This is a genomic window from Joostella sp. CR20 (assembly GCF_038433465.1).
In the GTDB taxonomy this organism is placed as follows: Bacteria; Bacteroidota; Bacteroidia; order Flavobacteriales; family Flavobacteriaceae; genus Galbibacter.
In genome coordinates this window covers 69390-93231 of the sequence record NZ_JAESVF010000001.1, presented here as the reverse complement: position 1 = coordinate 93231, position 23842 = coordinate 69390, and the positions used below count along the sequence as shown (strand labels likewise).

Genomic DNA, 23842 nt, shown 5'->3' with positions numbered 1-23842 from the left:
CTGGTTACTTTTTTTCAATCAATCCTGCGCGTCTCAATAAAGCTTCTGGTTGAGGTTCTTTCCCTCTAAAGCGTTTGTACAATTCCATTGGGTTTTCGGTACCCCCTTGAGAAAGTACGTTGTCTTTAAATTTTTGCGCTACTTCTTTGCTGAAAATTCCTTTTTCTTTGAAAAATTCAAAAGCATCGGCATCGAGTACTTCTGCCCATTTATAACTGTAGTATCCTGCGGAATAACCTCCTTGGAAAATATGAGAAAACGCAACACTCATACAAGTTTCTGGAGTTTCAGGGTAAAGCCGTGTAGCATCAAAAACTTTACTTTCATGATTTTTTACATCTTCAATATGCGTTGGATTTATTCCGTGCCAACTCATATCGAGCATTCCAAAACTTAGCTGGCGTAAGGTTTGCATTCCTTCCATAAAGGTAGCCGACTCTTTTATTTTTTCGACATATTCCATTGGGATGACTTCTCCTGTTTGGTAGTGTTTTGCAAAAATCTCGAGTGCTTCTTTCTCGTAGCACCAATTTTCTAAAACCTGACTCGGAAGCTCTACAAAATCCCAATAAACACTCGTTCCGCTTAAACTTGGGTAAGTGGTATTGGCAAGCATTCCGTGTAGTGCATGTCCGAATTCGTGAAACAAAGTAGTAACTTCGTTAAAAGTTAATAACGATGGTTTTGAGCTCGTAGGCTTAGTGAAATTACAAACAATAGAAATATGCGGACGCGAATTTTCGCCGTCTTTTTTGTATTGCGATTTGTAACTCGTCATCCAAGCGCCATTTCTTTTTCCTTTTCGCGGATGGAAATCAGCATAAAAAACCGCGATAAAATTATTGTTCTCGTCAACTACTTTGTAGGTTTTTACATCTGAATGATACTTGTCTATTTCGGTAGTTTCTTCAAATTTTAAACCGTATAATTTTTCAGCAATGGTGAAAACCCCATTAATTACATTTTCTAATTTGAAGTATGGTTTAAGTTTTTCGTCATCTAAATCAAAAAGTTTTTGCTTTAGTTTTTCAGTATAAAACGAACCATCCCATTTTTGAAGTTGCTCGATATCATCTTCTTCTTTAGCAAAATTACTAAGCTGCTTAAACTCTTGTTCTGCTGCAGGTTTTGCTTTTTCAAGTAATTCAGCTAAAAACGAATTTACAGTTTCTGGAGTTTTAGCCATGCGCTCTTCGAGTACAAAATGTGCATGCGTTTTATAACCTAAGAGTTCGGCACGTTGCTGGCGTAAGCGTACAATTTGTTTTACATTTTCTCGGTTATCGTGGTCGTTTCCTTGAAAAGCTTTGCTTCCAAAGGCAAGCGACATTTTTTTGCGCAGGTCTCTGTTTTCAGCATACGTCATTAAAGGTAAATAACTTGGGTAGTTTAGCGTGAAAATCCAACCTTCCTTTTCGCGAGATTTAGCTTCATCGGCAGCGGCTTCTAAAGTACTTTCTGGAAGTCCTTTTAGTTCTTCGATATTTGTAATATGTAGTTCAAAAGCATTGGTTTCGGCTAAAACATTTTCGCCAAATTTCAAGCTCAACTGCGATAATTGCTTGTCGATACCTCTTAAAATTGCCTTTTTATCTTCTGGGAGATTTGCTCCATTTCTAGCAAAACCTTTATAGGTTTTATCCAAAAGCATTTTTTGTTCTTTAGTGAGCGAAAGTGTGTCTTTTGCTTCCCAAACGGTTTTAACACGCTTAAACAAAGCTTCATTTAAACGAATGTCGTTTCCGAATTCTGAAAGCAAAGGCGAAATTTGCTGTGCTAACTTCTGAATTTCTTCATTGGTTTCGGCACTATTTAAATTGAAAAAAATAGAGGTAATTCTGTCTAATTGTGCGCCTGAAAATTCTAGCGCTTCAATTGTATTTTCAAAAGTAGCAGCATCAGTATTTGAAGTAATCGCATCGATTTCAGCTTTAGTTTTATTTATTTCCTCTTGAATTGCAGGAAGGAAATCTTCATTTTTTATTGCTGAAAAGGGAGCCGTTTGAAAAGGCGTTGTAAAAGTATGATTAAGCAAATTTGCCATATTGTTTTAATTTATTCGAATTGTTTTACAAAGTAAAAAACTTTCGCCAAAAAAGAGAAAGCGCTTAAAGAATGATTAACATTTTAAACGCTTTTTAATTGATGTATTCTTACTGCGTTGCAATAAGATATTGGTTTTAAAGGATTATTGCTTTACGCTTTCAGCACCTTTGATAACCTTTTCTTTTAAAGATTCTTTGTAAGAAATAATATTGTTTTGCACAGCTTTGTCTGATGCGCCGATAATTTGCGCTGCAAGAATTCCTGCATTTTTTGCGCCATTTAAAGCTACCGTTGCAACAGGAACACCGCCTGGCATTTGAAGAATGGAAAGTACAGAATCCCAACCATCGATAGAATTACTACTTTTTACGGGCACCCCAATAACTGGAAGTGGCGATAAAGAAGCAACCATACCTGGTAAATGCGCCGCTCCACCTGCACCTGCAATTATTACAGAAATTCCGTTGGTGTGTGCGTTTTTTCCAAAGTCGTACATTTTTTCTGGAGTACGGTGTGCCGATACGATGTCTACAGTGGTTTCAACTCCTAATTCTTTTAAAACATCGATTGCGTCTTGCATTACTGGGAGGTCGCTAGTGCTCCCCATGATAACTGCTACTTTTGCCATTTTTTGTATTCGTTTTTAAAAGTGTAAAGGTACAAAGAAGCAAAAAGAAAGTCTATAATTAGTTGTAGGAATCTTTTTTCCATTTAAAAACCCCCAAGGTTTAAAAAACCTTGGGGGTTTTAAGCGTTGGTTATTTTTCTTCAGCAATAACCTTAATACTTTTCTTAACCTGCTCGGCAATTTCTCTTGCTTTTGCAATGTCTTCATTAACAATGGTTACGTGTCCCATTTTTCGAAACGGACGTGTTTCGCGCTTTCCGTAAATGTGTGGAGTTACGCCTTCCATCGCCATAATGTTTTCAATGTTTTTATACACTACGGGTCCTGTGTAATCTTCATCACCAACCAAATTCACCATAATACCAGCTACTTTGCTTTCGGTATTTCCTAGCGGAAGTCCTAAAATAGCACGTACTTGTTGTTCGAATTGATTGGTGTAACTAGCTTCGATACTGTAATGACCACTATTGTGAGGGCGTGGCGCTACTTCGTTTACTAAAATTTCGTCGTTTTCTGTTTGGAACATTTCAACAGCCAATAACCCAACGTGTTGGTAAGCTTGCGATACTTTTAGGGCAACCAACTGTGCTTTTTCAGCTACTTTTTTGTCGATTCGCGCAGGGCAAATTACATACTCAACTTGGTTGGCTTCTGGGTGAAACTCCATTTCAACAACAGGGTATGTTTTTACGTTTCCTTTGGTGTCGCGCGCTACAATTACCGCCAATTCGTTTTTAAAAGGAATCATTTTCTCCGCAATACATTCTCCTTCTGGTAACCCTTCCAAATCGGAATAAGTACGCACCACCTTTACCCCTTGACCGTCGTACCCAAAACGCGCACTTTTCCAAACAAAAGGAAAAGTAAGGGCTTCGTTTTTAACGGCATTAAGCATTTCTTCAGGGTAGGCAAAACGTGTAAACTCGGCCGTAGGAATATTGTTGTCAACATAGAACAACTTCTGTGTTGCTTTGTTGTTGATTGTTTTTAATGTTTTAGCTGAAGGAAATACAGTTTTTCCTTCTTTTTCAAGCTGTTCCAAAGCCTCAACATTAACATTCTCAATTTCAAAAGTAAGTACATCTACTTTTTTTCCGAAGTTATAAACGGTATCATAATCCATTAAATCTCCTTGGAAAAACTCATTGCAAGCTATTTTGCATGGAGCTTCATTGCTTGGGTCGAGTACAAGGGTTTGAATGTCAAACTTTCGAGTTTCGTACAGCATCATTTTACCGAGTTGTCCGCCTCCTAAAATACCTAATTTAAAATCAGAAGAAAAGTAGTTCATCTTGAAATTGTGTTTTAACTGAATGTTTCTAAACTTGATTTTGCAAAAGTATAGCTAAATATGAAATCTACATAATTTAGACGATGGCGAAGTTTATTTAAGCGAGAAATAGAATGAATTAAACGGTATCTAGATAATAAAGAATCTGAAAGAAGCAACAAAAGTAAAGCCAGCGTTTTGGTAACTATTTGTTTGTTAGGGCGCGAAAGCTATATTTTTTTGTGAAAAATCTGTAAATATTAACGAAAACAATTAAATTTAAAGGGAAAACAAAAATCTAAATGATATCTTTGCAACTTTATAATTTTTAGAAAATTGATTAAGCTTCACGATAAATATTTTGAGCCTTTTATTTCTGCGGAAGAAATTGATGTAGCCATTAAAAAAATGGTCGAAAAGGTAAAAGCCGATTTTAAAGACGAAACACCCATTTTTGTGTGCGTGCTTAATGGTGCTTTTATGTTTGCATCAGATTTTATGAAGCATTACGACCAAGATTGCGAAATTACGTTTGTAAAATTAAGTTCGTATCGCGGAATGTCTTCTACCGGAATTGTAAAAACACTTTTGGATGTTCCAGACACCGTAGAAAACAGAAGTGTTGTGATTTTAGAAGACGTTATAGACACCGGAAACACTGTAAAGGAGTTGGTGAATATGTTTTCTCAGATAAACGTAAAAAGGTTTAAAATTGCATCCATGTTTTACAAACCCGAAATGTATAGTGGCGAGTATAATATTGATTATGTAGGATTGGAAATTCCAGATGAATTTATTGTGGGATATGGGCTTGATTACGACGAGTTAGGAAGAAATTTACCAGAAGTATATAAAATAAAAGAATAACATATGATTAATTTAGTACTGTTCGGGAAACCAGGAGCAGGTAAAGGTACACAAGCTAATTTTTTAAAAGAGAAATACAATTTAAAGCACATATCTACCGGCGACGTTTTTAGGTTTAATATTAAAAACGGTACTGAATTAGGTACACTAGCAAAATCTTATATCGATAAAGGAGAATTGGTTCCAGACGAGGTAACTATTAACATGTTACGCGACGAAGTTGAGAAAAATCCTGATGCAAACGGATTTATTTTTGACGGTTTTCCAAGAACAAATGCGCAAGCAAAAGCTTTGGATAACTTGATGACCGATAAAAACATGAAGATTGATGCTACGATTGCTTTAGAAGCTGATGATGAAGTGCTAATTCAACGTTTGTTAGAGCGCGGAAAAGTAAGCGGAAGAAGCGATGACCAAGACGAAAATAAAATTAGAAACCGATTTGAAGAATACGCTGAAAAAACAGCTCCTTTAATCGAGTTTTACCAAGAACAAGGAAAGTTTCATAGTGTAAACGGAATTGGTTCTATCGAAGAAATTACAGAGCGTTTAAGTAAAGTTATAGCTACTTTGTAAAACTGTTAAATCGTTGAATTGTTTATACGAAGAACTGTTTACTTATCTGCTTTTTAAAAATAAGTAATAGTGATGTATAAACATTCTTTCGAAAAGCTTGAAGTGTGGAATGACGCTGTAGATTTAGTTGAATTAATTTATAAATTAACAGAAGGATTTCCAGATAGTGAGAAGTTCGGGTTGGTAAGTCAAATGAAGCGATGCTCTATATCAATATCTTCAAATTTAGCGGAAGGAACTTCAAGAAATTCAAAAAAAGATAAAGCTCACTTTTCAAATATTGCTTTTAGCTCGTGTATGGAGCTATTGAATCAATTAATCATTTCTTTTAGGTTAAACTTTATAGTTGAAAAGCAGTATTTAGAAATTAGAAATCAAATAATGAAGGTTTCTAATAAAGTTAATGCGCTTCGAAAATCTCAATTAAACAATTAACCGAATAAACGATTAACCAATTTAACATTTCAACAGCTCAACGATTCAACAATAAGAATAAAACATATTTAAAATGACAGAAGGAAATTTTACAGATTATGTAAAGATAAAAGTGGTATCTGGTAAAGGCGGACAAGGGTCGGCGCATTTACGCAGAGAAAAATATGTAGCTTATGGAGGTCCCGATGGTGGTGATGGAGGTCGAGGCGGACACATAATTATTAAAGGAAACAAAAACTTATGGACCTTGTTTCACTTTAAATTTAAAAGGAGTTTCCAAGCCGGTCATGGAGAACACGGGAGTAAACAAACCAGTACAGGAGCCGACGGTAGCGATGTTTTTATTGAAGTGCCGTTAGGAACGCAGGTAAAAGATGCGGAAACCAACGAAATCTTGTTTGAGATTACTGAAGATGGCGAAGAAAAAATCATAGCAAAAGGAGGAAAAGGTGGTTTAGGAAATAATCATTTCAAATCGGCTACCAATCAAACGCCTCGTTATGCACAACCTGGTCTTCCTGGCGAAGAAAAAGAGGTTTTATTAGAGCTTAAATTACTTGCCGATGTAGGTTTGGTTGGGTTTCCAAATGCAGGAAAATCAACATTACTTTCGGTAATTACCTCTGCAAAACCAAAAATTGCCGATTACGAGTTTACAACACTAAAACCAAACTTAGGAATTGTTCAATATCGCGACTATCGTACGTTTGTAATGGCCGATATCCCTGGGATTATCGAAGGAGCTTCTGAAGGGAAAGGACTTGGTTATTACTTTTTACGTCACATTGAACGTAACTCTACGCTGTTGTTTTTAATTCCTGCTGATGCAAAAGATATCTATAAGGAATACGAAATTCTTTTAAATGAACTGAAAAAATACAATCCGGAGTTACTCGATAAAGAGCGTTTGGTAGCCATTTCTAAGTCGGATATGTTGGATGAAGAATTGAAAGAAGAGTTAAAAGAAGAACTAGATAAAAGCTTTAAAGACACAAAATACATGTTTATTTCTTCCGTGGCGCAACAAGGAATTCAGCAATTAAAAGATAGGTTGTGGGAGATGATGAATAAAGATGAAACAGCATAGTTTCTTGTCATTTTTGTACACTTCAGCAGAAAAAAATATTTAGTTTTTTCAGAATATGAAAATAGAGATTGATGAAATTTCAGTTTAAAAAAATAGAAAAAGAAAATCTACCCCAGGTTTTACAACTATTTAAAGAAACTGCTGAGAAAATCGGGAAAATGAATGTTGACCATTGGCAGTATTGGAAAAATCCGCCAGAGGAGAAAATCACATGGGTAGCAGATGGTATCCAAAATGGCGAGTTTTTTTTCGTGACAGAACAAAGCGGAGAAACAATTGGCATGGTTCGGATTTTAACTGAAGATTTACTTTATTGGGGTGTTCAGCAAGAAAAAGCTACGTATGTACACTCTTTGGTGGTGAAAGAAAAATACAATGGGAAGGGAGTTGGAACTGAAATTTTACACGAAATTGCAAAAAACGCAAAGTCTGCCGGAAGTGTTTATTTAAGGTTGGATGCAGATGCTAAAAACCCAAAACTTTGTAGTTATTACGAAAAGATGGGTTTTGAAAAAGTAGGTGTAAAACAATTGTCTTTGTCGAACTACAATCTTTATCAAAAAGAAGTGTAGGTGCACCGCCTTAAGTTTTGTTTAAGACTAATAATGTTTTATTTCGACCTGCTTAAAAAAGTTTTAAAAATCAAGGAAGCAGCGTGGGGTGATAGATAAAAAGCTGTTTGAGCGTAGCGAGTTCTTTTTATCTGTGGAGGATGGTTCCGTAGATTTTTTATACTTTTTTCAGTTAGTCTTGACTTTTTTGTTTCGTTTTTGTGTCAAGACAAAAATGAAAGCTAACTTAATTTATATGGTATTTACAAGAATTAAGTTATTCCTTAAAATCATAGCTTCTATTTTGATATCGGTTTTTTTGTGTAATTTTAACTAAAAAAGAAGATGTACTTTAGATATTTAGCATTGCTTTGTTGTTTGTTTTTTTATGCCTGTGGAAGCGTGCAAGTAGCCTACGACTACGATAAAAAAACAGATTTCTCTCAGTTTAAAAGTTACGATTACTATCCAAATATGGAAAGCGGATTAAGCGAATTAGACAATAAAAGGTTGTTTAGGCACCTCGATAGTTTGTTGCAAACTCGCGGTTACGAATATTCTACTACACCAGATATTTACATCAATATAAAAACATCAAACAGACCAAAACCTAGTAATAGTTCGGTTGGAATTGGAATTGGTGGAACCGGTAGAAATATAGGCGGAGGCGTTTCGGTTGGAGTGCCTTTGGGTGGTAACGAGCAATATCGAGAAATTGTTTTTGACATTGTAAATGCTACCGAAGACGAACTTATCTGGCAAGCAGTGAGCGAAGGAACAATTTCCGAACAAATGACACCAGAAATTCGCGATGCAAAGCTAAAAGCAGTAGTCGATAAGGTGTTTTCTAATTATCCTCCAAAACAATAATGTTTCAAGTTGTTTATAAAAGTAAGTTGGTTGTAGCCATGTTGTTTTGCATGGTGTTTTATCCGTTAGCTGGGCAACAAAATGTGGTATTGGACCGTGCAAATCAGCTTATAAAAACGAATAAAATTTCCGAAGCAAAGAAAGTATTGTTACAAGCCTACAAAAAAAATGATACGCCAGCATTAACCGAACGTTTGGGAGATGTGTATGGTATTGAAAAGGCTTGGGATTCAGCTTCATTTTATTATAAAAAATTGGTGGATGCAAATCCGAAAAACGCTACATATCATTATAAATATGGTGGTGTTTTAGGTGTTATTTCGTTAGAAAATAAAATGAAAGCACTTACGCTTTTAGGCGATGTAAAAGAGCATTTTAAATTGGCATGCGAGCTTGATGATGAAAATTTAGATGCACGTTGGGCTTCGATTGATTTGTATTTAAAACTTCCAGGTATTTTGGGCGGAAGTAACGAAAAGGCATATCAATATGCGGAAGAACTTTATGCTATTGTTCCTATTGAGGGTTATATGTCGAAGTCGTATATCGAAGCGGAACGCAAAAATAAAGAATTAGCAGTAGTGTATGCGAAGCGAGCTTTGGATGTTGTGGCCAAAAATGATATTCCAGATGCTTCTTATAAACGTGAAGAAACACATTATCAAATAGGCGTTTTGGCTTCAACTTATAACTATCAGTTAAAAGCGGGAGTAAAACATTTGCTGATTTTTGAAAAGCTGTATACGCCTGAGTCTATCATTCCGCTGTCGGATGTTTATTACCAGTTAGCAAAGTTGTATCGCCTTCAGCAGGAAAAAGAAAAAGCAACAACTTATATTGAAAAGGCAGTAAAGTTGATGCCGAATTCCAAAGAAATTTTATCAGAAAAAAAAGAAATTCAAAAACTGTAAAAATAAACCGAGTAATATGTTTTACGGAAGTTTGGCTTTCGCAAGCGGAGATTTTATCTTTACAGTCTCAATAGTTTAAAAAGTACACATTGAATATACATTTTATCGCCATCGGAGGGAGTGCCATGCACAATTTAGCATTGGCTTTGCATTATAAAGGATACAAAATTACTGGGAGCGACGACGTTATTTTTGAGCCTTCAAAATCGCGTTTATCTGCGCAAGGTTTGTGTCCAGATACATTTGGTTGGTTTCCAGAAAAAATCACTACAGATCTTGATGCTGTAATTTTAGGGATGCATGCAAAACCCGACAATCCAGAATTGGCTAAGGCGAAGGAATTGGGCGTTAAAATTTATTCGTATCCAGAGTTTATCTACGAGCAAAGTAAGTTTAAGACCCGTGTAGTTATTGGTGGAAGTCACGGTAAAACAACGATTACTTCCATGATTTTACATGTGTTGCATTATCATGATATTGATGTAGATTATATGGTGGGTGCGCAATTGGAAGGGTTTGATACGATGGTGAAACTTACCGAAGACAATGACTTTATTGTACTTGAAGGAGATGAGTATTTGTCATCGCCAATAGATCGTCGTCCGAAGTTTCATTTATACCGACCAAATATTGCTTTGTTAAGCGGAATTGCTTGGGATCACATCAATGTATTTCCAACTTTTGAGAACTATGTAGAGCAATTTAAAATTTTCACCGATTCGATTGTTGAGGGTGGAAGTATTACCTATAATGAAGAAGATAAAGTTGTTGCTGAAGTGGTAGAGGCTTCTGAAAATCAGATTAGGAAAATTCCATACCAAACCCCAGCGTTTACTGTGGAAGATGGTGTAACGTATTTAGAAACGCCAGAAGGTGCTATGCCAATTGAAGTTTTTGGTCGTCATAATTTGAATAACTTGGCTGGAGCAAAATGGATTTGCCAACACATGGGTGTAGATGAAGACGACTTTTACGAAGCAATTGCTAGTTTTAAAGGTGCTTCGAAGCGTTTGGATAAATTAGCAGAAAAAAATAATAGTGTAATTTACAAAGACTTTGCCCATGCGCCAAGCAAGGTAAATGCCACTTTAACCGCAGTAAGAGAACAGTTTCCTACGCGCAAAGTTATAGCGTGTTTGGAACTTCATACCTATAGTAGTTTAAATGCTACATTTTTAAAAGAATACCAAAACACACTCGATAATACCGATGTTGCTGTTGTTTTCTTTTCTCCTGAAGCGGTTAAAATTAAGCAACTCGATACAGTTACAGCCGCACAAATCGAAGAAGCTTTTAACCGAAAAGATTTAATAGTTTTTACAAGTCCTGAAGAATTTAAAGCTTATCTATTCAATTTAAACCTCGAAAATACTGCACTACTTTTAATGAGTAGTGGTAATTATGGTGGTTTAGATTTTGAAGAGGTTAAAACGCTCGTAAAATAGTTTTAAAGAGAGCTTTTGTTATTGTTGTAATGAAGTTTTGAAGTAGCAACACTTTAATTTTTAAAAGTTTATAATGTATGTTGTTATTTCTTATCTTTATTATATGAAAGAAAAATCAACTTCTTTTTCGATTAAAAACTGGAGTATTCACGACCGTCCGCGAGAGAAACTGCTTGCAACGGGAAAGCAGTCATTAACCGATGCCGAGCTTATTGCAATACTTATTGGTAGCGGAAGTCGGAATGAAAGTGCTGTGCAACTCTCCAAACGAATTTTAGCTTCCGTAGATAATAATCTAAACGAGTTAGGGAAGTTAAGCGTACATCAATTAACCAAATTTAAAGGGATTGGGGAAGCCAAAGCGGTAACCATTGTAGCTTCTTTAGAATTGGGACGGAGAAGAAGAGGCGAGGAGTCTAATAAAATTCAGCAGATAAAAAGTAGTAAACATGTATTTGAAGTAATGCAACCAAAGTTGGGCGATTTACCACATGAAGAATTTTGGATTTTATACTTGAGCAATTCCAATTCCATTTTACAAATGTTACAGTTGAGCAAAGGAGGAATTACAGGTACTTTGGTAGATGTTCGGTTGGCGCTTAAACGCGCTTTGGAAGTAAATGCAATAGCTATGATTTTGGTACACAACCATCCGTCGGGGACTTTAAAACCAAGTGAAGCCGATAAAAACATCACCCAAAAAATAAAAAATGCAGGCGAAGGAATGGATATAAAACTGTTAGACCACCTTATTGTAACTGAAAAGTCTTACTTTAGCTTTGCAGACGAAGGACTTTTATAATTATGCTACTCGTATACACCTATAAAGTAACACCACGACTAACTTATATCATGCGACACATTTTTACACAAATGTTGCATATTGATATTAGTATTACTACAAAAGTGGAAGATTTTATAGCACATAAAGGTCCGAAAATTACCTATACCAAACAGCCATTACAAAACGAGTTTTTCATTAAAAGTAATGATTTGTTGTTTGAGCAAGGTATCTCTGATGTAGAAATTACGATGCACAAATGGGGCGAAGTACCGTGTTTTTTTCCTACTACCGACAAGTGTGCTATTCCGTTTGATATTTTTGCGGCAAGCTTCTATTTGTTAAGTAGATATGAAGAGTACCTACCGCATGTAAAAGACGAACATGGAAGGTTTCCTGTGGAAGAAAGTTTAGCATTTCAGCAGAAATTTTTAGAGATTCCAGTTGTAGATGTTTGGGTGAAAAAATTGAAAACAGCATTACAAGAGCGCTTTCCTGAGATAGAATTTCCGAAGCGAAGTTATAAGCAAACTTCTATTATGGATATTTCGGTGGCGTATGCTTATCTAAAAAAGGGATTTATTCGAACCCTTGGAGGAACACTTATCGATTTGTTTAATTTAAGGTTGAAGCGAATTGTAGAGCGTTATTTAGTGCTGTTACGCTTTCGTCACGATCCTTTTGATTTTTTCGATCAAGTAACAGAGTTGCATAAAAAATACAATGTACCAGCTATTTTTTTCTTTCTGATGGCCGATTATTCTGCTTACGATAAAAATATTTCTGTTATAAATCCTACGTTTCGATCGCTGGTAAAATCGGTTGCCGATTACAGTATCGTTTCGCTAATGGCTTCTTATAAATCTTTAACAGATGTAACAACCTTGAAGAAAGAGCGTAAACGTTTAATCGATTTTATCAATAGGCCTGTGAAGAGAGTTCGCCAGCGGTACAATCGGTTAAATATTCCAGATGCTTACCGTTTAATGGTCGATGCAGGTTTTAATGAAGATTACACCATGGGCTATACAAGTGAAACAGGTTTTAGAGCAGGAACTTGTACGCCATTTTACTTTTATGATATTAGTTTTGAAGAGCAAATACCTATTTTAATAAATTCGTTTTGTGTTCAATATACAGCCTTGTATAAATATAAAAGTTTGGACCAAGTGAAAGAAAAAATAAAACAATTGGCAAATAGTGTAAAGGCTGTTGATGGTGATTTTAATATTGTTTTTTCAAATGAAGTATTAGACCTACAACATCGAAATGCATGGAAAAAATTGTATATCGATTATTTAAAAATGAGTTTAGACTAGCATGCAACATAAAGATATTACAGATGTATTTTTTGATTTAGATCATACGTTGTGGGATTTTGAAAAGAATTCGGCACTTACATATCAAAAAATATTTTCTGACCATGAAATAGGAATTAATCTCTCTGACTTTTTAACGGAATATGTGCCGTATAATCAGGAGTTATGGAAGCTTTATCAAGAAGATAAAGTTTCAAAAGAAGACCTTCGATATAAGCGATTGAAGGTTACTTTCGATCGACTTGGACTCAAGGTAAATGATGCCAAAATCTTTCAGCTAAGCGATGATTATATAACTTATTTATCTAGTTTTAATCATCTTTTTAGCGACACTATTGAAACTTTAGATTATTTAGCGCCCAAGTATAAATTGCACATTATTACAAACGGCTTTGCCGAGGTTCAGTTAGGGAAATTAAAGAATTCTAAAATCTATCATTATTTTAATGTGATTATGGATTCTGAAACAGCAGGCGTAAAAAAACCGAATCCGTTAATATTTCAAACCGCATTACAACAGGCAAATGTAAAAGCTGAAAATTCAATGATGATAGGCGATAGTTACGATGCCGATATCATTGGAGCGCAAGGTGTAGGGATGCATACACTGTTTTATGCGCCAACAGAAGATTATCTAAATGTTAATACTGAGAAAGTTGCCGAATTAAAGCAAATAAAACAGTATCTTTAAGACACAATACTTTGTTCGTTTTAACGTTTGTAGAACATGCCACTACTCATCAAAAAATACAACACTATCTTACTTCTTATTTTGAGTAGTTTTTTGATGTTTTCTTGTGTGAAAGATGTAGATTTTGATCAAGCAGAAACACTCACTATTGAACCTGTTATTGATGCAAGTCTTTTTTATTTTGAATTATCAGCCTCTAGTGTCGGAAATGCTCCGAACAATGATATAACACCGCTGTCAGTTCAAGACACTACAAAAATGGATGTGTTTTCAAAACCTTTTTTTAAGGAGAATTTACAAGAAGCAGCATTTATATTTGAATTTGAAAATACTAGTCAGCGTGAGTTTAATGCCAAAATTGTTTTTTATGATGTGGCTTATAATCAGCTTGATGAAATTGATATTCTAATCAACGGACCTACAATTTCAAGAACTCATCGTTATGCTCCATCAGAAATAGATAAAATTACAAATACCGAGTATTTAAAATTGGAGTTGGAATTACTCCCGGGAACTCCATTGCTTGATCCAAATTCTACAGGAGCACTTTCGCTAAAATCTTCAGGAACTTTTTTTATGAATATCGATGCGGATTAAAACAATCCACTTAGTGATAATTCTTTTCTTTGGCTTTTTTGTAAATGCCCAAAATAAGCAGTTACTCTACAATTTTACCGATATTCCGCAGTCGTTAATGGTAAATCCTGGAGCCACAATTCAAAACAATGCTTTTTTTGGTATTCCTGCTTTGTCAGGTATTTATGCAGGTGTTGGAACAAGCGAAGTTTCACTTTACGACCTTTTTGCCGACGACGGAGTTGATTTTAATACAAAAGTTAGAAATGCCGTTTACAGCATAAATACAAACGATGTTCAGCGAATAAACGAACAATTAGAACTGTTTAATGTAGGCATTAAAATAGGCGGACTTTTCAGTAAAAATTATATAAGCTTTGGAATTTATCAAGAGTTAAACGCATTTAATTATTGGCCTGAAGATTTAGCAATTTTGGCGTACGAAGGGAATTCTTCAAATATCGGGCGGGCATTTAATTTGTCACACTTAAATGCAAAAGGCGAATTGTTAACCGTTTTTCATGTTGGATTTCATAGAAAAGTAAATGAGCAGTTTAGTTACGGTGTTCGTGCAAAACTTTACTCTGGAATTATCGATATTTCTTCAACAAAAAATAAAGGGAGTTTTCTTACGTCTCTTGGGGTTGATAACACCTATATTCACACTTTAATTTCAGATGTTGAGGTTCGTACTTCTGGTGTTGCCGAACTTCGAGAAGAAGATGTTGAAGGAGACGATGTTTTCAATATACTTAAAAATAGAGCGCTTTTAGGAGGCAATATTGGCGCTGGTGTAGATTTTGGAGTTACTTATAACGCAAACGATCGTTGGACTTATACGGCTAGCTTGCAAGACTTTGGTTTTATACACAATAAAACGGATATCGAAACTTATACGCTAAAAGGTGAATACGCATTGGAAGGGGTTGAAATTCCTTTTGATGATATTGTAAATGGCGGAAGTGTGTCGGCAGATTGGCAGGAAATAGTTGATGAAATTGAAGAAGCTTTTCCTCGCGATACCCTCAGAGATGCCTATACAACAATGCGTCCATTAAAGTTAAATGGCGCAGTTATTTATCGTTTTGGGAGAAAAAATAAAAAGGTTTTAGATGAATGTAATTGTACTTCTGAAGTAAATAACGGTTACCCAAGTTCGATGGGGGCACAACTTTTTGCTGAAACACATTCTCGATATCCGCAATTGGCTTTAACGCTTTTTTATTACAGGAGGTTAAGCAATTTTTTCAGATTAAAAACCACGTATACCATTGATAAATTTTCGAAAACAAATATTGGACTTGGAATATCTTCGCATTTTGCTAACTTTAACTTCTATTTGTTGGCCGATAATTTGTTAGAATATTATAATATATCGAATGCAAATAGCGCATCTTTGCAATTCGGATTTAATTATATTTTTCCGAAGAAAGATTAACTTTTTACTTTTCAAATAAAGTAATCAACACGAGTTTAATATATAATGTACGTGTTAAAAAAGTATTTTACTTTAGAGAAATACTTACTTTTAGCATCAAAGGTTATATCAACATTAAAAAACGATAAAAGTACACCCATGAAGAAGTTTTTATTTTTAGGATTGTTTTTAGCATCTGTGACTGCTTTTGCACAGCAAAGCGTAAACAATTATAAGTATGTAGTAGTTCCAAAAAAGTTTGATTTTTTAAAGCAAGAAAATCAGTATCGTGTAAATACATTTACAAAGTTTTTGTTTGATAAAGGAGGTTATAATGTAGTGTATGAAGACCAAAAACCTGCCGATTTACAAGCGAATCCGTGTTTGGGATTAAATGCAGAAATTGTAGACGACTCTAATTTGTTTACTACCAAATTGCGAGTATCACTGGAAAACTGTCAAGGAACAATTGTTTATACTTCGGAAGAAGGAAGAAGCAAAGAAAAGGACTATGAAGATGCGTATCAAGAGGCTATTCAAAATGCGTTTGTTTCGGTGAATGGATTAAATTATAAATACGAGCCAGTTGCAAATAGCATGCAAGCGCAAATTCCTGCGCAAACACAAACTGTAGCGGTGCCAGCAGTAGCTACGACTTCAGTAGCAGTAACACCGCCATCAACGCCTGTGTCTGCGGTAGTAGAAGCTCCTGCTCCTGTACAAGTTCAATCAGTAAAAATAGTAACAGGAACCAATTCAACAGATGCTCAGACTTTGTTTGCACAGCCAACAGCTACAGGTTTCCAATTAGTTGACATGACTCCTAAGGTGGTTTTTAAAATTACTAAAACAACCCAACCAAATTATTTTCTTATAAAAGATAAAAACGGATTTTTATATCAAAAAGACGGAAAGTGGATTGCTGAGTATTATGAAGGTGAAACTCTTAAACAAGAAACTTTAAATATTAAGTTTTAATTTTTAAACTGAATATGATATAAAAAAGAGGCTGTTAGTAGCCTCTTTTTTTATGTGTTTTTCTGAAGTTTTATTTCTGAAAACTCAGCTATTAGATGAGTTGAAAATATTATTTCTTGATAACTCTATACGATTTAACTCTGTCTCCATTTTCAAGAATATCGATGATATAGGTACCTCTTGCAACATTGAAAATGAAGCTGTATATCTCCGATTTTATTCCAGATTTAGAGTGTACTAATCTTCCTGATTCATCATAAATATTAACCAATAGTGGAGCGGTATGTTCTCCTAAATAAATATTCAAGTTTCCTTCAGTTGGGTTCGGGTATACAAGAATACGGTCATATAAATCTCCGATAGAAGAGCCATCCTCAACTGTAAATTCAATGCAATTTGAAGTTTGCGAACAACCATTTAGAGTTACTTGTAGCGCATAGGTTCCACTTTCTTCAGGAATAAAAGTTTGATTTGTAGCTCCTGGAATTGGGTTTCCGCCATTAGCACAATTAATCCATTGATAGGTAGCATTATTCATATTTGCTGTAATCGATGTGTCAGTAACGGTAAAGCTAGTGTCTAAAGTTTCAGCAATCGTTATTTGAAAATCTGCAGCAGTGCTACAATCACCTGTTGGAGTATAGGTGATGGTGTAATTTCCAGCCTGAGAATTTGCAATATTAATAACTCCTGTTGATGAGTTTATGACTAACCCAGAAGGGGTGGCTGTAAAACTTCCATTTTGAATACCAGAAATTGTTGGGGAAGCATTTTCTGCATCTGCACAGAAATAATTTGTACTATAATTGATAGTTGTAGTTTCTGAACCACCAATCATAACGCTTACCGCAAGTCTGCTTTCACTTTCGCAAGTTCCATCATTTTGTGTTGCGTAGTAAATGCTTCCGTCGACTAACTGCGTATTTGTTGGAAGTTCATTTCCGTCTGTTGCGGCATCATACCAAACAATATCAGTTTCATTCACTTCTAAATCAGCGATGGTAGCTGCTGAGCAGAACGATTGTGTTTCATTTCCAGTCGGAGTCAATAATTCGCCAATAGTAACAGTAACTGCAAGTCTGCTTTCACTTTCACAAGTACCATCATTTTGCGCTGCGTAGTAGATGCTTCCGTCGACTAACTGCGTATTTGTTGGAAGTTCATTTCCGTCTGTTGCGGCATCGTACCAAACAATATCAGTTTCATTTACTTCTAAATCGGCAATGGTTGCTGCTGAGCAGAAGGATTGTGATTCATTTCCAGTCGGAGTTAACAATTCGCCAATAGTCACAGTAATTGCAAGTCTGCTTTCACTTTCGCAAGTTCCATCATTTTGCGCTGCGTAGTAGATGCTTCCGTCGACTAACTGCGTATTTGTTGGAAGTTCGTTTCCGTCTGTTGCGGCATCATACCAAACAATTTCAGTTTCATTAACTTCTAAATCGGCAATAGTAGCCGCTGAACAGAACGATTGTGATTCATTTCCAGTAGGAGTCAATAATTTTCCAATAGTCACAGTAACTGCAAGTCTGCTTTCACTTTCACAAGTACCATCATTTTGCGCTGCGTAGTAGATGCTTCCGTCGACTAACTGAGTATTTGTTGGAAGTTCATTTCCGTCTGTTGCGGCATCGTACCAAACAATATCAGTTTCATTTACTTCTAAATCGGCAATGGTTGCTGCTGAGCAGAAGGATTGTGATTCATTTCCAGTCGGAGTTAACAATTCGCCAATAGTCACAGTAATTGCAAGTCTGCTTTCACTTTCGCAAGTTCCATCATTTTGTGCTGCGTAGTAGATACTTCCGTCGACTAACTGTGTGTTTGTTGGAAGTTCGTTTCCGTCTGTTGCGGCATCGTACCAAACAATGTCAGTTTCGTTCACTTCTAAATCAGCAATGGTTGCCGCTGTGCAGAAGGATTGTGTTTCATTCCCAGTAGGAGTCAATAATTCTCCAATAGTAACAGTGATTGCAAGTCTGCTTTCGCTTTCGCAAGTTCCCTCATTTTGCGCTGCGTAGTAGGTGCTTCCGTCAACTAATTGTGTATTTGTTGGAAGTTCGTTTCCGTCCGTAGCGGCATCATACCAAACGATGTCAGTTTCATTCACTTCTAAATCGGCAATGGTTGCAGTTGAGCAGAACGATTGCATTTCATTTCCAGTCGGCGTTAACAATTCGCCAATAGTAACAGTAATTGCAAGTCTGCTTTCACTTTCGCAAGTTCCATCATTTTGCGCTGCGTAGTAGATACTTCCATCAACTAACTGCGTATTTGTTGGGAGTTCATTTCCATCCGTAGCGGCGTCATACCAAACGATGTCAGTTTCGTTCACTTCTAAATCAGCGATGGTAGCCGCTGAACAGAATGATTGTGATTCATTTCCAGTAGGAGTCATTAAACCGCCTACCATTACAGTAATTGCAAGTCTGCTTTCACTCTCACAAGTCCCATCGTTTTGTGCTGCGTAGTAGATACTTCCGTCAACTAATTGCGTATTTGTAGGAAGTTCGTTTCCGTCTGTTGCAGTATCATACCAAACAATATCAGTTTCATTCACTTCTAAATCGGCAATGGTTGCAGTTGAGCAGAACGATTGTGATTCGTTTCCAGTCGGAGTCAATAATTCTCCAATAGTCACAGTAATAGCAAGTCTGTTTTCACTCTCGCAAGTTCCGTCGTTTTGCGCTGCGTAGTAGATACTTCTGTCGACTAACTGTGTGTTTGTTGGAAGTTCGTTTCCGTCCGTAGCGGCGTCATACCAAACGATGTCAGTTTCATTCACTTCTAAATCGGCGATGGTAGCTTCTGAGCAGAATGACTGTGTTTCATTTCCAGTCGGCGTTAACAATTCTCCAATAGTCACAGTAATTGCCAATCTGTTTTCACTCTCGCAAGTCCCATCGTTTTGTGCTGCGTAGTAGATACTTCCATCAACTAATTGTGTGTTTGTAGGAAGTTCGTTTCCGTCTGTAGCGGCGTCATACCAAACAATGTCAGTTTCATTAACTTCTAAATCGGCAATGGTTGCAGCTGAGCAGAATGATTGTGTTTCATTCCCAGTTGGAGTCAATAATTCTCCAATAGTCACAGTAATAGCAAGTCTGCTTTCACTTTCACAAGTTCCATCATTTTGCGCTGCGTAGTAAATGTTTCCGTCAACTAACTGCGTATTTGTTGGAAGTTCGTTTCCTTCTGTAGCGGCGTCATACCAAACTATGTCAGTTTCGTTCACTTCTAAATCGGCAATTGTAGCTGCTGAACAGAATGATTGTGTTTCATTTCCAGTCGGCGTTAACAATTCTCCAATAGTAACAGTAACAGCAAGTCTGCTTTCGCTTTCGCAAGTTCCATCATTTTGAGCAGCGTAGTAAATGTTTCCGTCGACTAACTGCGTATTTGTTGGAAGTTCGTTTCCGTCCGTTGCGGCATCATACCAAATAATATCAGTTTCATTTACTTCTAAATCGGCAATGGTAGCCGCTGAGCAGAATGATTGCGTTTCATTTCCAGTTGGAGTCATTAAACCACCTACCATCACAGTAACTGCAAGTCTGCTTTCGCTTTCACAAGTTCCATCATTTTGTGCTGCGTAGTAGATACTTCCGTCGACTAACTGCGTATTTGTTGGAAGTTCGTTTCCTTCTGTTGCGGCGTCATACCAAACGATGTCAGTTTCATTCACTTCTAAATCGGCAATGGTTGCATTAACATCACAAAAAGATTGTTCGGTTTCTCCAGTTGGAGTTCTAAGAGTACCCAACGTAATTGCAACAGATAGTCTTTCGTTACTTTCATGTTCAGAAATAGTTTGAGAAGCATGATAAATAGTTTCGTTTTCTAAGACTGTGTCTGGTGTTAAAACATTTCCGTTTACTGCGGCGTCATACCAGATAATATCTGTACCTACAACTTCGATATCTTCAATTGTTGCACCTTCACAAAACGATTGAAAGTTATTTCCGGTAGGAGCAGGCGTTTCACTATCGATAACAATATTGTCGACAGCTATATCATTTCTTGAAGTATCACCTTTTATAGCTCTAAATCTAATGGTTACGATTTGCCCATCATATGCAGAAAGATCGATAGTTTCATCTAAGAAATCTCCTCTTGGATCGATAGGTTCTTCATAAGCAATTAATTCGGTATAAGTAGTCCCTGAGTCGGTGCTTATTTCTACATGTAGACTACCAAAATTTGAAGTAGTACTATGGATGTGGTATTTAAAGGAAAGGGTTGCATTGATTCCTAGTTTGATGCACGGCGAAATTAATGAAGTTTCATCTCCTTCAGGATAAGAAACACTTCCTCCAGCTTCAGTATAAACATAATTAGCAGTATCGCTACCATCTCCATCTACAACTGGACCAGTTCCGGAGCTTGAAGTTCCTCCAAAATGCGCTAACCAAGTATATCCATTTGGAGAAGGCACTGTTGTCCATCCGTCTTCATTTACTTCTACGTCTGAGGTAAAATCAGTAAAATCTTGTGAATATGCAATTTGTTTTTCACCCCCAATAGTAATAGGAGTTTCTGTAAATGTTTTTGATAATGATTCTGAACTATTCGAAACAGTCAGAGTTACATTAAAAGTTCCTTCCTGGGTAAATTCATAACTAGGATTTTCTTCTGTACTGTCAACTGTTCCGTCACTATCAAAATCCCATGCCCATGCCGTGATAGGGCCTGAAACAAGTGAACTTTCATCTGTAAAATTAATAGTTGCGGTAGATTGACAGTTAGAGCTGTACGTATCTGCGGAGAAATGTATTTCAGAGCCACTTTTAAATATAATGTTATCTACTGCAATATCATTTCGCGATGTATTTCCCTTAATTGCTCTAAATCTAATATTTACTATTTGATTGTCGTATGCTGAGAGGTCAATTTCTTCGTCAATAAAATCACCTAATGTTGTGACAGGATCTTCATAGGAAATAATTTCTGTGTATGAAACACCATTATCAATACTTATATCAACATGTAGACTTCCAAAACTACTGGAGGTGCTAAAAATGTGATATTTGTAAAGTAGTTTTGAATTGAGCCCCAATTTAACACAAGGCGAAATTAATGAAGTTTCATCTCCTTCAGGATATGAAATACTTCCTCCGGCTTCAGTATAAGCGTAATTGGCAGTAGTGCTTCCGTCTCCATCTGAGGTAGGCCCCGTGTTGTTACTTGATGTTCCACCTACGTTTGTTAACCATGTATAACCATTGGATGAAGGGATTGTTGTCCATCCATTTTCATTTATTTCAACCCCTGTAGTAAAATCTGTGAACTTTTCTTCGTAAGGAGCAGTTTTTTCCGCACCAATAATAATTGGTTTTTCAGTAAATGTTTTAGACAGACTCTCCGTACTATTAGATGCAGTAAGCGTTACTGTAAAAGTTCCTGCTTCAGTAAAATTATAAGTCGGATTTTGAGCAGTGCTATCGGTTGTTCCATCTCCATCTAAATCCCAAGCCCATGAAGTAACGGGGCCCGAAAGAAGGTAACTTTCGTCAGTGAAATTTATAGTTGCAGTTGCTTGACAATCGGATGAGTATGTACTTGCTTCAAACTTAACTTCAGATTCATCTTGAATTATAATATTATCAATAGCAATATCCGATTGGTAACTAGCATACACAGCTCTAAATCGATATTTTACAACTTGACCTGCGTAATCAGAAAGATCGACTCTTGCAGTTTTATAAGCGTCGCTTTGATTTTCTTGCTGAACCCCAATAATTGGATCCATTACATCTTCAATATAAGTTGCGCCATTATCTGTGGTGACGTCAACATGTAAACTTCCCATTCTAGGAAGGTCTGTAGCATACATATGATATTGAAAAGTTAAAATAGAATGTTCTCCTAAAGTTGTACATGGAGAAAGAAGTGTTGCTTCATCTCCAGAACTGTAACTTTCTCCGTCGGATGCTGAAGCTTCGGTGTAAAAGTATGTTCCACTGGCATCAGCATCGGCTAATGGTCCTGTACCAGAAGAAGGAGTTCCACCAGTATTCGATAACCATTTAAATCCAGATGAAGCTGGTACAGATTGCCATCCACTATCATTTGCAGAAGTATAACTGTTTAAGTTGTCATCTACAGGTAAAGTGTTTTGTACACCTACGCTAATAGGGATGCTATAAAATGTTTTAGAAATGGTTTGTGTTCCGTTTGAAATGGTAAGTGAAGGAAAAAATGTTCCTTCAGAATACGTATAACTAGGGTTTTGATCGTTACTATCAACTGTACCATCGGTATCGAAATCCCACGCCCATGTAGTTGCATTTGTACTATTGTCTGTAAAGTTTACAGTGAGAGAATTTTCACAAGTAGATAATACATCTGCACTTGCGTCAATACTAATATCTGGACAAACAAAGTCTCCTCTTGAAGTTTTTAAAACTGCATACACTCTTGCCTGTTGCTCAAGGCTAAATTTATTTCTACAGTCTCTTCTCCCGTACGACATTAAATTGGTTACATCTGGAGCGTAGAAATCTCCATTTGGATCTTGTACAGTACCTGTATATTCACAATCTGAATTTACCAATCCACTAATATCTGGGTCTGCTGGGGTGTCGCAAAAGGTGTCTCCAGCAATAGCACAATTGGATCCATCTACCAATTCTATCATATCTTCTCCTTCGGAGCCATCTGCTGCATTGTGCGTATGTTGTAGTCCGTAAAAGTGTCCCATTTCATGGGAAATTGTTGTTCCGTTAGTAGAAACAGAATTACGCATTACTATTAAGTCTTTCCCTCCAGGATAATAAGCATAACCATTTAACGGTTGCAGGTTAGTGAAAACAATGTTTACGATATTTTCTTGGATGTAACCACCATCGTATAGCAAATCTTCGTCGTCATCGCCAGCATCGGTTTCCGCTTTACTTCGGAAAATATATAAATCGTCGTCTTCGATAGTTGGAGCAATCGAACAAATGAAAAACTCGATATTCATATCACCAAAAAATGAATTCATCGAATTGATAGCAATTTCAATATCGGCATCACTCAATCTTCCTGTACCATCTGTACGAGCTATTGGAATGGCATGTATAGGAATTGAAGTTTTCTCATTTGTATTCCTACCTGCACTTCTGGTTTTTTTAAGCTGAAAAAATTCTTGCTCATAAGCTTCTATAGTCTCTCTATTCTCTCTGAGGAAATTATCATATTCTTCAGTTTTAACAGCACCACATTCTTGAATTTCTTGCGCAGAAACTATTGAGCTACATAAAATAAGTATCAGGAAAAAGATTCCTTGTATATAGTAATTTATCTTCATACACTGTAGGAATTTGTATTAAATATACGATTTTTGATTGTAAAAATGTCAGTTTAATTTCTTGTAAATCAAACTTTTTTACAAAGATATGATTATAATCAGT

Annotated in this window: 18 protein-coding genes; 14 read left to right on the top strand and 4 right to left on the bottom strand. The window is 36.3% G+C overall.

Translation table 11 applies throughout. The annotated features are described in order from the left end of the window. Positions 1-4: 4 nt before the first annotated feature. The 3 genes from JMA43_RS00435 to JMA43_RS00425 form a co-directional block, all read right to left on the bottom strand. Complete coding sequence (locus tag JMA43_RS00435) at positions 5-2044, bottom strand: M3 family metallopeptidase (RefSeq protein WP_342153821.1); 2040 nt, start codon at positions 2042-2044, stop codon at positions 5-7. A 144-nt stretch (positions 2045-2188) separates the two neighbouring features. Then, complete coding sequence (gene purE / locus JMA43_RS00430; RefSeq protein WP_342153819.1) at positions 2189-2674, bottom strand: 5-(carboxyamino)imidazole ribonucleotide mutase; 486 nt, start codon at positions 2672-2674, stop codon at positions 2189-2191. Between the two features lie 130 nt (positions 2675-2804). Next, on the bottom strand, positions 2805-3965 hold the full coding sequence (locus JMA43_RS00425; RefSeq protein WP_342153817.1) for a 5-(carboxyamino)imidazole ribonucleotide synthase: 1161 nt from the start codon (positions 3963-3965) through the stop codon (positions 2805-2807). A gap of 315 nt (positions 3966-4280) precedes the next feature. Here JMA43_RS00425 and hpt point away from each other — a divergent pair, with 315 nt between their 5' ends. The 14 genes from hpt to JMA43_RS00355 all read left to right on the top strand — a co-directional run bounded on the left by hpt (position 4281) and on the right by JMA43_RS00355 (position 16448). After that, on the top strand, positions 4281-4811 hold the full coding sequence (hpt, locus tag JMA43_RS00420; RefSeq protein ID WP_342153815.1) for a hypoxanthine phosphoribosyltransferase: 531 nt from the start codon (positions 4281-4283) through the stop codon (positions 4809-4811). Positions 4812-4814: 3 nt separating this feature from the next. After that, positions 4815-5387: an adenylate kinase gene (locus JMA43_RS00415; RefSeq protein WP_342153814.1), complete on the top strand. Its 573-nt coding sequence runs from the start codon at positions 4815-4817 to the stop codon at positions 5385-5387. Between the two features lie 72 nt (positions 5388-5459). Further along, positions 5460-5822, top strand: a complete 363-nt coding sequence (locus JMA43_RS00410; protein WP_342155091.1) for a four helix bundle protein — start codon at positions 5460-5462, stop codon at positions 5820-5822. Between the two features lie 73 nt (positions 5823-5895). Further along, a complete protein-coding gene (obgE, locus tag JMA43_RS00405) occupies positions 5896-6909 on the top strand; it encodes a GTPase ObgE (protein ID WP_342153811.1) in 1014 nt (337 codons plus the stop codon). A 71-nt stretch (positions 6910-6980) separates the two neighbouring features. Then, positions 6981-7481: a GNAT family N-acetyltransferase gene (locus JMA43_RS00400; RefSeq protein ID WP_342153809.1), complete on the top strand. Its 501-nt coding sequence runs from the start codon at positions 6981-6983 to the stop codon at positions 7479-7481. Positions 7482-7805: 324 nt separating this feature from the next. Then, positions 7806-8330: a DUF4136 domain-containing protein gene (locus JMA43_RS00395; RefSeq protein WP_342153807.1), complete on the top strand. Its 525-nt coding sequence runs from the start codon at positions 7806-7808 to the stop codon at positions 8328-8330. Continuing rightward, positions 8330-9241, top strand: coding sequence for a tetratricopeptide repeat protein (locus JMA43_RS00390; protein ID WP_342153805.1), 912 nt, complete (start codon positions 8330-8332; stop codon positions 9239-9241). The genes JMA43_RS00395 and JMA43_RS00390 overlap by 1 nt, the downstream gene beginning before the upstream one ends. Positions 9242-9330: 89 nt before the next feature. After that, entirely contained in the window at positions 9331-10686 is a 1356-nt protein-coding gene (locus tag JMA43_RS00385) for a UDP-N-acetylmuramate--L-alanine ligase (protein WP_342153803.1), read from the top strand. Positions 10687-10789: 103 nt separating this feature from the next. Then, positions 10790-11488, top strand: coding sequence for a RadC family protein (gene radC / locus JMA43_RS00380; RefSeq protein WP_342153801.1), 699 nt, complete (start codon positions 10790-10792; stop codon positions 11486-11488). Positions 11489-11490: 2 nt separating this feature from the next. After that, positions 11491-12786 (top strand): polysaccharide deacetylase family protein, encoded by a 1296-nt coding sequence (locus tag JMA43_RS00375; RefSeq protein WP_342153799.1) that lies wholly within the window; start codon positions 11491-11493, stop codon positions 12784-12786. A 1-nt stretch (position 12787) separates the two neighbouring features. Further along, positions 12788-13477 carry a YjjG family noncanonical pyrimidine nucleotidase gene (locus JMA43_RS00370; protein ID WP_342153797.1) on the top strand — a complete coding sequence of 230 codons (690 nt, stop codon included), beginning with the start codon at positions 12788-12790 and terminating at the stop codon, positions 13475-13477. Between the two features lie 36 nt (positions 13478-13513). Beyond that, entirely contained in the window at positions 13514-14074 is a 561-nt protein-coding gene (locus JMA43_RS00365; RefSeq protein ID WP_342153795.1) for a hypothetical protein, read from the top strand. 13 nt (positions 14075-14087) lie between these two features. Next, positions 14088-15491 (top strand): DUF5723 family protein, encoded by a 1404-nt coding sequence (locus JMA43_RS00360; RefSeq protein ID WP_342153793.1) that lies wholly within the window; start codon positions 14088-14090, stop codon positions 15489-15491. A gap of 138 nt (positions 15492-15629) precedes the next feature. Beyond that, entirely contained in the window at positions 15630-16448 is an 819-nt protein-coding gene (locus tag JMA43_RS00355) for a hypothetical protein (RefSeq protein WP_342153791.1), read from the top strand. Positions 16449-16557: 109 nt separating this feature from the next. Here the strand turns inward: JMA43_RS00355 and JMA43_RS00350 are convergent, their stop codons facing one another. Next, on the bottom strand, positions 16558-23739 hold the full coding sequence (locus JMA43_RS00350) for an Ig-like domain-containing protein (protein ID WP_342153789.1): 7182 nt from the start codon (positions 23737-23739) through the stop codon (positions 16558-16560). Between the last annotated feature and the right edge of the window lie 103 nt (positions 23740-23842).